Origin of the sequence: Flavobacterium chryseum, from assembly GCF_004362015.1 — a bacterium.
Taxonomy (GTDB): domain Bacteria; phylum Bacteroidota; class Bacteroidia; order Flavobacteriales; family Flavobacteriaceae; genus Flavobacterium.
This window is the reverse complement of the sequence record NZ_SNWW01000011.1, coordinates 129,553-141,635: the sequence shown is the minus strand read 5'-3', so window position 1 is coordinate 141,635 and position 12,083 is coordinate 129,553. Positions and strand designations below refer to the sequence as shown.

At 33.3% G+C, this 12,083-nt stretch carries 11 protein-coding genes; 8 read left to right on the top strand and 3 right to left on the bottom strand.

Going from position 1 to position 12,083, the window contains the following annotated elements:
- Positions 1-292 precede the first annotated feature (292 nt).
- From EV143_RS18750 to EV143_RS18715, 8 genes are all read left to right on the top strand, one after another.
- Positions 293-2,518, top strand: a complete 2,226-nt coding sequence (locus EV143_RS18750) for a RelA/SpoT family protein (RefSeq protein WP_133509473.1) — start codon at positions 293-295, stop codon at positions 2,516-2,518.
- A 36-nt stretch (positions 2,519-2,554) separates the two neighbouring features.
- Entirely contained in the window at positions 2,555-3,097 is a 543-nt protein-coding gene (locus tag EV143_RS18745; RefSeq protein ID WP_133509472.1) for a hypothetical protein, read from the top strand.
- Between the two features lie 184 nt (positions 3,098-3,281).
- Positions 3,282-3,740, top strand: a complete 459-nt coding sequence (locus tag EV143_RS18740) for a Fur family transcriptional regulator (protein WP_133509471.1) — start codon at positions 3,282-3,284, stop codon at positions 3,738-3,740.
- Positions 3,741-3,834: 94 nt separating this feature from the next.
- Positions 3,835-5,106 (top strand): adenylosuccinate synthase, encoded by a 1,272-nt coding sequence (locus EV143_RS18735; RefSeq protein WP_133509470.1) that lies wholly within the window; start codon positions 3,835-3,837, stop codon positions 5,104-5,106.
- A gap of 53 nt (positions 5,107-5,159) precedes the next feature.
- Positions 5,160-5,744 (top strand): NUDIX domain-containing protein, encoded by a 585-nt coding sequence (locus EV143_RS18730; RefSeq protein ID WP_133509469.1) that lies wholly within the window; start codon positions 5,160-5,162, stop codon positions 5,742-5,744.
- A gap of 60 nt (positions 5,745-5,804) precedes the next feature.
- Positions 5,805-6,743, top strand: a complete 939-nt coding sequence (locus tag EV143_RS18725; protein ID WP_133509468.1) for an alpha/beta hydrolase — start codon at positions 5,805-5,807, stop codon at positions 6,741-6,743.
- Positions 6,744-6,826: 83 nt separating this feature from the next.
- A complete protein-coding gene (locus EV143_RS18720; RefSeq protein ID WP_133509467.1) occupies positions 6,827-7,708 on the top strand; it encodes a L,D-transpeptidase in 882 nt (293 codons plus the stop codon).
- Positions 7,709-7,824: 116 nt separating this feature from the next.
- Positions 7,825-8,328 carry a hypothetical protein gene (locus EV143_RS18715; RefSeq protein WP_133509466.1) on the top strand — a complete coding sequence of 168 codons (504 nt, stop codon included), beginning with the start codon at positions 7,825-7,827 and terminating at the stop codon, positions 8,326-8,328.
- Between the two features lie 59 nt (positions 8,329-8,387).
- On the opposite strand, the gene guaB is transcribed toward EV143_RS18715, so the two are convergent.
- The 3 genes from guaB to EV143_RS18700 form a co-directional block, all read right to left on the bottom strand.
- Positions 8,388-9,860, bottom strand: a complete 1,473-nt coding sequence (guaB, locus tag EV143_RS18710) for an IMP dehydrogenase (RefSeq protein ID WP_133509465.1) — start codon at positions 9,858-9,860, stop codon at positions 8,388-8,390.
- Between the two features lie 187 nt (positions 9,861-10,047).
- Entirely contained in the window at positions 10,048-11,445 is a 1,398-nt protein-coding gene (locus EV143_RS18705; protein ID WP_133509464.1) for a DUF5723 family protein, read from the bottom strand.
- Positions 11,442-12,002 (bottom strand): hypothetical protein, encoded by a 561-nt coding sequence (locus EV143_RS18700; RefSeq protein WP_133509463.1) that lies wholly within the window; start codon positions 12,000-12,002, stop codon positions 11,442-11,444. Before EV143_RS18700 ends, EV143_RS18705 begins: the two co-directional genes overlap by 4 nt.
- Positions 12,003-12,083 lie beyond the last annotated feature (81 nt).

Below are 12,083 nucleotides of genomic sequence, written 5' to 3'. Positions count from 1 at the left end.
ATTTTAGATTTTAGATTTTAGATTTTAGATTTTAGATTTTAGATTTTAGATTTTAGATTTTAGATTTTAGATTTTAGATTTTAGATTTTAGATTTATAAAAAATCGCTACGCTCTTTTTTATTGGAATTTGGAATTTTACACATTGAAATTTATTTATTTTTCTGTCAGACTGAGTGAAGTCGAAGTCCTTTTGTCAATCAAAAATCTAAAATCTAAAATCTAAAATCAGAAATCTAAAACCTTGCGTATGTTCAAACTTATTGCTATTTTTAGTACTTGAACTATGCCGTTATGATAGAAATAGATATAGAAAAAGAAAACAAAGCAATTGCGCACGAATACAAAGAATTACTTCGAATAAGCTACCAAACTTTATCGCCTGCAGACAAAAAACTTATTCGTAAGGCTTTTGATGTGGCTGTCGATGCCCATAAAGAACAACGTCGTAAATCTGGAGAAGCGTATATCTTTCATCCTATTGCAGTTGCAAAAATTGTTGCCTCTGAAATTGGTTTGGGAGCGACCTCTATTGCTGCGGCATTATTGCACGATGTTGTTGAAGATACACCTATAACAGTTGAAGATATTGAGCGTTTATTCAACCCAAAAGTGGCACAATTGGTTGAGGGTTTAACCAAAATTTCGTTGGTTCAAAAAGACCTTAATGCTTCTATGCAGGCAGAGAATTTCCGTAAAATGATCCTGACTCTTAACGATGATGTTCGTGTTATTTTGATCAAACTGGCAGATCGTCTTCATAATATGCAAACTATGGATTCGATGGCGGAATACAAACAGACCAAAATCGCCTCTGAAACTTTATACATTTACGCTCCTCTCGCCCATCGTTTGGGACTTTATAACATAAAAACAAAACTGGAAGATTTAGGTTTAAAATATACCGAACCTGCAGTTTATGAAGATATTGTAAGCAAAATTCGTGAAACTAAAGAAGAACAGGATGCTTATATAAAAGATATTTCAGATGTTTTAAAGAAATCTCTAGACGGAGAAAATATTGATTACATCATAAAAGGACGTCCTAAATCTATTTATTCGATTCGCCGAAAAATGCGCGCTCAAAATGTAAGTTTTGATGAAGTGTATGATAAATTCGCCCTCAGAATTGTTTATAAATCAGATCCGCACGATGAAAAATTCGTGGCGTGGAAAATCTATTCGATTGTAACAGATCATTACAGACCAAGTCCGAGTCGTCTGCGCGACTGGATTTCATCTCCAAAATCAACCGGTTACGAAGCTTTGCACATAACCGTAATGGGTCCGAAAGGCCGTTGGGTTGAAGTGCAGGTCCGAAGTGAGCGTATGGATGAAATTGCAGAGAAAGGCTACGCGGCACATTACAAATATAAAAATGGCGCAACCGAAGAAAGCGGGTTAGATGTCTGGCTGAATTTACTTCGTGAAGCACTAGAAAATCAGGAAACCAATGCGGTTGATTTTGTGGAAGATTTTAAAATGAATTTATATTCAAAAGAAATCTTTGTTTTTACCCCAAAAGGAGAAATAAAATCGTTGCCAAAAGGTGCCACTTCGCTTGATTTTGCATTTAGTATTCACTCAGAAATTGGGATAAAAACCAGAGGAACTCGTGTCAACGGGCGTTTGGTTCCGCTAAATCATGAACTTAAAAGTGGTGACCAGGTCGAAGTTATTACATCTGCCAATCAAAAACCAACGATAAACTGGCTTGATTATGTAACGACTTCGAGAGCGAAAAATAAAATTAAAAACGTTCTTAACGAGAATACCAAAAAAATCGCCGAGGAAGGAAAAGAATTGCTTACCAGAAAGCTAAAACACTTAAAAGTAACAATTAACGAACAGGTTATCAATGAATTGGTAAACTTTTTCAAACTAAAAACGAGCTTAGATTTATTTTACAGAGTTGGAATTGGTGCGATAGAAAATCAGCAATTAAAAGATTATGCTGCCCAAAAAAGCAACTCGTTTATCAATTTCTTTAAAAATAAAATTAAAAGAAATAAAGACAACAATACAGCCGCAGAAGACATTCATAAACCTGTCATTAGCAGTAATTATGATATGTTGGTTTTTGGAACAGAACATGACAAACTCGATTATAAACTTTCGCAATGTTGTAACCCAATTCCCGGAGATGATGTTTTTGGATTTGTAACCATCAATGAAGGAATAAAAGTCCATAAAAAAGATTGTCCGAACGCAATCGGAATGCAGTCAAATTATGCTTATCGTATTATGAGTGCCAAATGGATTGACTCTTCGCAGGAAGAATTTAAAGCCATTATCAATATTACCGGAATGGATGTTTTGGGACTTACGAATCAATTGACGAAAGTAATTTCGAACAATATGAGCGTAAACATTCAGAGTATTTCGTTGAGTACGGATGCCGGAATTTTTCACGGTCAGATTGCGGTTATTGTAAAGAACAATACGATTTTAAAAAAAATGATTAATGCCATTAAAAAAATCGACGGCGTTGACAAAGTAACCCGCGAATACAGAACGTAAATAAATATTTCTTCCCGAGTTTAAAAAACTATAATTATGAAAACAGATTCTTTGGAAATTCCTAAAGTAAACTTTGATGAAAATGGAGAACTTTTAATTGTTGCTTCCGAATCTTCATCCAAAGATGATTTTGATTTTTTTCAGGGAAAATCTGTAATTCGCAACAAAAAACTAAAACAAAGATTTGCAAATTCTGATGAATGGATAGAATTTCCATCGACTCAGGAAATGTATAAAATCCTGAACGGAATTGGAAATATCGATAATTTCCTCGCCACTTTTGATGGTGAACCTTTTGAAGGAATGACAGTGCGCCTTTTTAATCCGAAAACAAAATTGTGGAGTATTTATTGGTCCGATTCAAATACCGGAGTTCTTGACAAACCTGTAATTGGTTCTTTTGAAAACAATGTTGGCCATTTTTTCTCTAAAGATATTTATGAAGGAAAAGATGTAATTCAGGTTTTTCGCTGGAATGCAAGAGATCAAAATAATCCTGTCTGGAGTCAGGCGATGTCTGATGACAAAGGAAAAACATGGGAATGGAACTGGTACATGTACATGACAAAAACGAAATAAAAATTTGTTAGTTTTATCATAAATAAAAATAATTATGTTAATTAAGTTCTTGCGAACTTTTTGAAAATTATAGATGCAAAACCCTGTATTTGGTGCATTATTACTAATCAAAATCAAATTTGAACGTTAAAGTTTAAACCCGAAACTTTTATTCATTAAAAATAAAAAATTATCTTTGCCGGATATGACACTCATTTCAACTGACAACACTAAGAATCAAGAAATTGTAAAAAATGTTTTTACAATGTATCTTGAACAAAAAGGGCATCGCAAAACTCCTGAGCGTTATGCTATACTTCAGGAAATTTACGAGAGCGAAGAGCATTTTGACATAGAAAATCTTTATATCAAAATGAAAAACAAAAACTATCGTGTGAGTAGAGCAACTTTATACAACACGATCGAGTTATTGTTAGACTGCGCTTTGGTTAGAAAACATCAATTTGGGCAAAATCAGGCTTACTACGAAAAATCATATTTTGATAAGCAGCACGATCACATTATCATGACTGATTCTGGAGAAGTAATCGAATTTTGCGACCCAAGAATTCAAACCATCAAAAAAACAATCGAAGAAATATTTGATATCGAAATTACGAATCATTCACTTTATTTCTACGGGAACAAAAAACAAAAAATATAATCCGGAAAGGGAATTATTTAAAAAATAAAAAAAAGAAAATTAACTACATAATCAGTAGGGTAAATTAAACTGCCCTAACGCAAATTAAAACAGAATGACCGTAGATTTATTACTAGGATTACAATGGGGAGATGAAGGTAAAGGAAAAATTGTTGACGTTCTTACCTCAAATTATGATATTATTGCACGTTTTCAGGGAGGACCAAATGCAGGACATACATTAGAATTTGACGGAATTAAACATGTATTAAGAACCATTCCTTCTGGAATTTTTCATAAAAATTCAATAAACATCATTGGTAATGGTGTTGTAATAGATCCGGTAGTTTTTCAAAAAGAAATTGAAGGTTTAGAGAAATTTAACCTTCACATCAAAAGTAAATTGATCATTTCAAGAAAAGCACATTTAATTTTACCAACGCACCGTTTGTTAGATGCAGCATCTGAAGCATCAAAAGGAAAAGCGAAAATTGGTTCTACTCTTAAAGGAATTGGCCCAACTTATATGGACAAAACCGGTAGAAACGGATTGCGTGTTGGAGATGTTGAATTAGAAGACTTTAAAGAACGTTACAGAGCTTTAGCTGATAAACATGAAGCTATGATCGCTTTTTATGACGTGGCTATTCAATACAACTTAGAAGAACTTGAAAAAGAGTTTTTTGAAGCTATCGAAGAATTAAAAAAATTAGACTTTATTGACAGTGAAGAATATATGTACCAGGCTCAAAAAGCAGGGAAATCTATTTTATGCGAAGGAGCTCAGGGTTCTTTATTAGATGTTGATTTTGGAACTTATCCTTTCGTAACTTCATCAAATACTACTGCTGCCGGAGCTTGTACCGGTTTAGGTATTGCGCCTAACAAAATAAAAGAAGTTTACGGAATTTTCAAAGCTTACGTTACACGTGTTGGTAGCGGACCTTTCCCTACTGAACTTTTTGACGAAGACGGTGCAACAATGGCAAGAGTTGGAAACGAATTTGGATCTGTTACAGGAAGACAAAGACGTTGTGGCTGGTTAGACTTAGTAGCTTTAAAATATGCTATTCAGGTTAACGGAGTAACTCAGTTAATGATGATGAAAGGCGATGTTCTTTCTGGTTTTGAAACTTTAAAAGTTTGTACGGAGTATAACTATAAAGGACAAAATATATCTCACTTTCCGTATAACATCGAACCTGAAAATGTAACTCCTATATATAAAGAGTTTAAAGGATGGCACGCTGACTTAACAGGATTGACTACTTACGATCAATTGCCAATTGAGCTAAAAGAATATATCGAGTTTATTGAGAAGGAAGTTGAAGTGCCAATCAAAATTGTATCGGTTGGGCCAGACAGAAAACAAACAATAACAAAATAATTACTAAACGCTCTGATAAACAGAGCGTTTTTTTATACAAAACTATTTTCGCCATGAGAAAAAATCCAGAAATTGAAATCATCGAAACCAAATTATTATCAGACAATTGGTATCTGTTAAACAAAGTCACTTTTAATTATCAAAAAGAAAACGGCACAAGTGAAAAGCATATTCGCGAAGTTTACGATCGCGGAAACGGAGCCGGTATTTTATTATATAATGCGGCTAAAAAAACAGTTATTCTAACCAGACAATTTCGTTTGCCAACGTATCTTAACGGAAATAAAACCGGAATGATGATTGAAGTTTGCGCAGGATTGTTGGATAAGGATAATGCAGAGCAGGCGATTATTCGGGAAACAGAAGAAGAAACGGGTTATCGTTTAAAAAAAGTTGAGAAAGTTATAGAAACTTATATGTCACCGGGATCTGTAACAGAAATTCTGTATCTGTTTGTTGGAGAATATGATGAAACTATGAAAGTAAGCGATGGCGGCGGATTAGATGCTGAACAGGAGAATATTGAAGTTCTTGAATATACTTTTGATGAAGCCTACTCAATGATTGAATCTGGTGAAATTACAGACGCTAAAACCATTATGTTGTTGCAACATGCTAAAATAAAAGGATTAATATAAGTTTTTTTTGATTTAGAAATATGTTATTTTTAGATAACATAAACTCTGACATTCTTTTAAATGAAATTACTTAAATACGGAAAAACAATTCTTAAAATACTATTCGTTATTTTTATAATAATGAATAGTATTGCTCTTTTTCATGCCTATAAGTTTACGCATTACAACAATAGCAAAAAGGAAAAAACTAAAAGTCCAGAAAAATTAACTTCGCTTGACAAAGCGCAAATTGTATTTTTTGGAGTTAATAATCCCAAGCCACGGAACACAAAATTTCCTTCTCAAAAATATCAAACTTTAAAGTTACAAAGCAACAAAGAAATTGAATGTTGGTTAATTACAACTCCAAATTCAAAAGGAACCGTGGTATTATTTCACGGTTATGGCGGTGAGAAATCTTTAATGATTGAGAAATCAGATGAATTTATAAAACTGGGTTATAGTACAATGCTTGTCGATTTTATGGGAAGCGGAAATTCAGAAGGAAATCAAACTACAATTGGGTATAAAGAAGCCGAAGAAGTTAGAACCACATATGAGTATTTAAGGCTAACCGGAGAAAAAAACATTTATATGTTTGGGACTTCTATGGGTGCTGTAGCTATTATGAAATGCATTCATGACAATGAAATAAAACCAAAAGCAATTATACTCGAATGTCCGTTTGGTTCTATGTACGAAACGGTTTATGCAAGATTTAAAAGAGTAAATGCGCCAACCTTCCCAATGGCGGGAATGTTGTTGTTTTGGGGAGGCCTTGAAAACGGATTTTGGGGATTTAGTCATAATCCGCGGGAATATGCAAAAAGCATCACTTGCCCTACTTTATTGTTGTACGGAGAAAAAGATAAAAGCGTAAGCCGAAAAGAAATAGATGAAATTTACACCAATTTAAAAGGTTCTAAAAAACTCAATATTTATAAAGAAACCGGGCACGAAAACTATCTGATAAAAAACAAAATGGAATGGGTTAAGGATATTTCTTATTTTTTAAAATGAGAATCAAACAAACAATTCAAAAAATTGTGTAAACTTTTTAGGAGGTGATTAAAATAACTTTACATCAATAAAAAAACCAATTTATGAAAAAGTTATACTATACATCAAATATCCTTCTTTTACTAGTTTTAGTTTTATTAGGTTCTTGTAAAAAAGAAACGACTAAAGAAACAAAAAAAGCAAAACCTCATAAAACTATAGAATACAAAAAACCCGCATCTGTTGGTTTTCATTTTGAAAAAACAAAACAATGGCTTGAAAATAACAAAAGCGATTCGACTAAATTGGATATCGTTTACGCTATAAACAGAACTGATAAAGCGAATTTTGCGAAAAAGGATTCTGTTATAGTGCCTACTGATTTTAATGGCGATTTGGCTTCTTACCTTCCTTTTCCTTTTCACGTATCAAACTTAGAAGAGGTTTCAAAAGTATTGATTTTCTCTTATCCTGCGCAAACATTTGCTGCTTATGAATATGGAGACTTAGTCTATACAGGCCCAACAAATATGGGAAGAAAAAAAGATCAAACTCCAACAGGATTGTTTTTTACCAACTGGAAAGCTGAAAAAACAACGAGTACTTTTAATGACGAATGGGACTTAAAATGGAATTTCAATATCGAAAATAAATTAGGAGTTGGTTTTCATGAATATGAATTGCCAGGCTATCCTGCATCACATTCTTGTTTAAGATTATTAGAAAAAGATGCTAAATATCTTTACAAATGGGCAGACCAATGGATTTTGAAAGATGAAGAAAACGTAAAAGTAAAAGGAACTCCGGTAATTGTATTTGGAAGTTATGATTTTGACGGACCAAAACCTTGGTACGCATTAGCTAAAGATCCAAAAGCATTAGATATTTCTGAATCAGAAATGGAAACTCAAACGCAACCTTTTATTCAAAAAATATTAGAAAATCAAAAACTTAGAGAAGGAAATACAACTACTGACACACCTTAAAACAACTCTATATATTCTTAAAATCAGCTACAACTTAATTGTTTAAGCTGATTTTTTATTTAAGTTATTTTAATTTGTTACTTTCGTTTAATATATAACCCTTGAACTTAAATAATATGCCAAAAAAATTAATCTTTCTATTTTTATTATCAAGCTTTTTCGCCATTGGGCAAACCAAAAGCAATTCAAAATCAGAAACTTATACAAGCCGAAAAGAACTTTATTCAATAAAATACAATCCTGATCACTGGATAAAAAATCCGGAATCTGAAAGTTGGGATGTAGAATTTCATGATAAATACAGTCTGGTAAATGCTTATTTTATTGAATATGATTATTTTATATCTGATAAAAAACTAAAAAGCACTATTGAAGAAGAATATAAAGAGTTTGGAAAAATAAAAAATCTAAAAATTTACAAGAAAAAAATAAACAGCATTGAAGTGAATTATTTTGAATGTGAGCTAGATTACAATGATTATCTATACAAATATCAAGGATTCTTTTACAGCGGAAAAGGCGGTTCTATACAAATGCAATATGGCGCACAGGCCGAAGCAATAGAACACAATCAAAATCTTATAGATGAATTGAATAATGGAATTTCAATCATTAATTAAAAATAAAAAAGGCATAAGAAACTAAATCTTATGCCTTTTTTAATATATACAAACTAAAATTATCTTGAATAATTTGGAGCTTCTTTAGTAATTGTAACGTTATGTGGATGACTCTCCGTAATTCCGCTTGATGTGATTCTAACAAAACGTCCTGAATCTTGTAGCGTTGGAATATCTTTTGAACCACAATATCCCATTCCGGCACGAAGACCTCCAACGAATTGAAGCATGCTTTCGTTTAATTCTCCTTTGTAAGGAACACGACCAACAATTCCTTCCGGAACTAATTTTTTAACATCGTCTTCAACATCCTGGAAATAACGATCTTTAGAACCCGTTTGCATGGCTTCAACAGAACCCATTCCGCGGTATGATTTGAATTTTCTTCCTTCAAAAATAATAGTTTCTCCAGGAGATTCTTTTGTACCGGCTAATAATGAACCTAACATTACACAGTCGGCACCGGCAGCGATTGCTTTAGGAATATCTCCTGTATAACGAATTCCACCATCTGCAATAACCGGAACTCCAGTTCCTTTTATAGCCGCAGCTACTTCAAGAACAGCTGAGAATTGAGGAAAACCAACACCGGCAACAATACGGGTTGTACAGATGGAACCAGGACCGATTCCAACTTTTACACCGTCAGCACCATTTTCTACTAAATATTTAGCAGCTTCAGGAGTTGCAATGTTACCTACAATTACATCAATATTTGGGAATTTTGTTTTTACTTCTTTTAATACATTCACAACACCTTCAGTATGTCCGTGAGCAGTATCTATAATAATGGCGTCAACTCCGGCAGCAACTAATGCTTCGGCTCTTTGTACTGCATCTCCGGTAACTCCGATTGCTGCAGCAACTCTTAAACGACCATAACTATCTTTGTTTGCAATTGGTTTTTGAGTTAATTTGGTAATATCTCTAAAAGTAATTAAACCAACTAATTCATTTTGAGCATTTACAACGGGTAATTTTTCAATTTTATGTCCTTGTAAAACTACTTCGGCTTGTTCTAATGAAGTTCCTTCGGCAACAGTAACTAAGTTTTTACTTGTCATTACTTCTACGATTGGTCTGGCTCCATTTTTTTCGAAACGTAAATCACGGTTTGTAACTATGCCTTTTAAGATTCTGTTTTCGTCAACAATTGGAATACCGCCAATTCCGAATTCTTTCATGGCGTTTTTTGCATCTGCAATTGTTGAAGTCATTGGCAATGTTACCGGATCGATAATCATTCCTGCCTCAGCACGTTTTACTTTTCTAACCTTCGCAGCTTGCTGCTCGATGGTCATATTTTTATGCAAAACACCAATTCCGCCTTCTTGCGCCATAGCAATTGCCATTGCACTTTCTGTAACGGTATCCATAGCAGCTGATACTATAGGAACGTTTAGTGTTATATTTCGTGAAAATTTTGATTTGATACTCACTTCGCGAGGAAGCACATTAGAGTAGTTAGGTACTAATAATACATCGTCGTAAGTTAAACCTTCGCCGATAATCTTGGAGTTGTGTGCTATCATGGTGCAATTTGTAGTTGAATTGCGTGCAAATGTAGTGAATAAATTGGAAACTTGAATACTAACTTTTTCTTAAATTTATTACAGTAAGAAAGGGACTATGTTTTTAAATTCAAATTTCAAAACTTAAATTCTAAATTCCAAGCCTTAGCAACATATTTAAAATGGAGCAAAATTGGAATTTATAAAATCAATCTGATTCTGGAAAAATAAAATTTAAACCGAATTGAAACGCCAGACTATTGGCTTTAGAGACATCTCTGTATTCTAATACATTATCGACAAGACCGTAAATATTAAATTTACCTATTGTGCCTGAGAGTCCTAAACCTATATTTTTTTTAGAAAAAGCATCAAAAGTATAAGTGGCTTTAAAGTCTAATTTTTCTAAAATACTTCGTTGATAAAAAGCTGTTATGGCAATAAAAGGCTGTTTTGGCATACTCATTAAAAATAATTGCCCTCCAACTGAATTGGCGTATTTTCTGGTGGTTTTTACTTTGCAATTGCAATCAGCACTTGATCTTGATTCTCCAAATGAATATTGAAGTGAGGAATAGAATTTTACTGGTCGCCAGGTCGTATATTTATTGTAAAGTGTATCTCTTGGAATTGCTTTTTCAAATTCACCCAGAACATTTTCAGGTGCATTTATATTATCAAAATTCGGATTTACTCCTTCGTAATTATAAGTGCCTTTATAGGTTAATGTTTCAATATCTTTAGAGTGTCTGATAAAACCAAGATCTATAACACTTGCCGTAAATTGAAGGTTTTCCTTAAAATAATAAGTTAATCCTGCGTCAAAACCTAAACCCAAACTTCCGTTAAAAAAAGTATTGTGTACAATATCTTCTGCTTCGCTTCCTTTGTATTCGTCTTTTGTAAAAGTGGCAATTCCTGAACTTTTAATTTCTAAGTTTGATGCAATTATTTGAGTGTAAAAGTTTGGTGTTCCGTCGCTTTGATTTGTATAAATAAATCCTGAGTTTTTTGTAGATGTTGCATTTGCTCCGCTGGAATAAATTTTGAAACGGCCACCCAAAACTAACTTTTCATTTAGTTTTTTATGAAATCCGACATGCAATACAGAAAGCACTTCGGCTCTAAGATTAAAATCAGATAAATCGAAAGATTTGCCAATATGATCCCGATTTCCGTCTAATGCTAATATGGCTAAATCTTTGGGCACATACATCAAAAAATCAAATTCCTGATAAAGCCCAAATGAAATATAAGATTTGCTTCCTTCTCCTCCTACTCTAAAACCTCCGGAAAATAATTCGAGTTGCTGGTTAATATGGGTTTTATCATTTGCAGATGATTTGTTTATAATGTTTCGGACTTTATCATTAAAATCAACTCCGTTATTTGCAAATAAATCATACGCAGAAAAGCTGCTCGAACCTAAATTAACTGAAATTCCGGATAGCAACGGGATTCCGAAATAATATTTATACGAAACATCGGCACCCGGATTTACGAGTGATGCTTGCGGAATCGAGGTAAAATTATACAAGACTTCTTTGTTTTGAGCAAAACAAGAAAGCTGAATAGTGACTATTATGATCAGGTATATCTTTCTCATTCGGCTTCTATTAGCATATAAGCGGTTGCACTCGAACGTAATTTTAAATTACCTAAACTACTGTCATTCAATGGCGGTCCTGCCCCTATTCTTACGGTAAAACCAATTTTAACGGTTTGCTTTAAAAGTACGAGCCTTTGATTTTCGAAAACCTCAGTTGGGTATCGTATTACATTTGAACCTCCTGTATATGCCGGGATATCAAAAGTCATCGTATCAAGCACTTCATCATTTTGGCCAAGAAGTGAAATATCAAGACTAAAAGGTCTGTTTATTGTATTTTCTAATTCAAAATCACTCTCTGCTTTAATCAGATTGTCTTTGAAAAATTTTTCTTTAAACGCTTTAAAAGGCTGAATATCAAACGCGATTTCTTGTGGACTTCCGTTATCTATAAATTTATTTGCAGCGACATCAAAATAGGCCAGATTGGCTACGTAAACAGGTGTTAACGTTAGATCATTAACCTGATCAAAATCTAAATCGCTTGAGCACGAGCAAAATAGAAATAGTATGCCTATAACTTTTGGGATTTTGTTGATCAAGTGTAATTTCATGACAAAGTAGCTTACTAATAATAAGCTACAACGTTGATTTATTGCAACTTATTATACTATGAGTAGTAAATATACTACTTT

Excerpts from the sequence above, each read along its gene's own strand:
- EV143_RS18750 (WP_133509473.1), top strand. The coding sequence starts at position 293 with ATGATAGAAATAGATATAGAAAAAGAAAACAAAGCAATTGCGCACGAA.
- EV143_RS18745 (WP_133509472.1), top strand. The coding sequence starts at position 2,555 with ATGAAAACAGATTCTTTGGAAATTCCTAAAGTAAACTTTGATGAAAAT.
- EV143_RS18740 (WP_133509471.1), top strand. The coding sequence starts at position 3,282 with ATGACACTCATTTCAACTGACAACACTAAGAATCAAGAAATTGTAAAA.
- EV143_RS18735 (WP_133509470.1), top strand. The coding sequence starts at position 3,835 with ATGACCGTAGATTTATTACTAGGATTACAATGGGGAGATGAAGGTAAA.
- EV143_RS18730 (WP_133509469.1), top strand. The coding sequence starts at position 5,160 with ATGAGAAAAAATCCAGAAATTGAAATCATCGAAACCAAATTATTATCA.
- EV143_RS18725 (WP_133509468.1), top strand. The coding sequence starts at position 5,805 with ATGAAATTACTTAAATACGGAAAAACAATTCTTAAAATACTATTCGTT.
- EV143_RS18720 (WP_133509467.1), top strand. The coding sequence starts at position 6,827 with ATGAAAAAGTTATACTATACATCAAATATCCTTCTTTTACTAGTTTTA.
- EV143_RS18715 (WP_133509466.1), top strand. The coding sequence starts at position 7,825 with ATGCCAAAAAAATTAATCTTTCTATTTTTATTATCAAGCTTTTTCGCC.
- guaB (WP_133509465.1), bottom strand. The coding sequence starts at position 9,860 with ATGATAGCACACAACTCCAAGATTATCGGCGAAGGTTTAACTTACGAC.
- EV143_RS18705 (WP_133509464.1), bottom strand. The coding sequence starts at position 11,445 with ATGAGAAAGATATACCTGATCATAATAGTCACTATTCAGCTTTCTTGT.
- EV143_RS18700 (WP_133509463.1), bottom strand. The coding sequence starts at position 12,002 with ATGAAATTACACTTGATCAACAAAATCCCAAAAGTTATAGGCATACTA.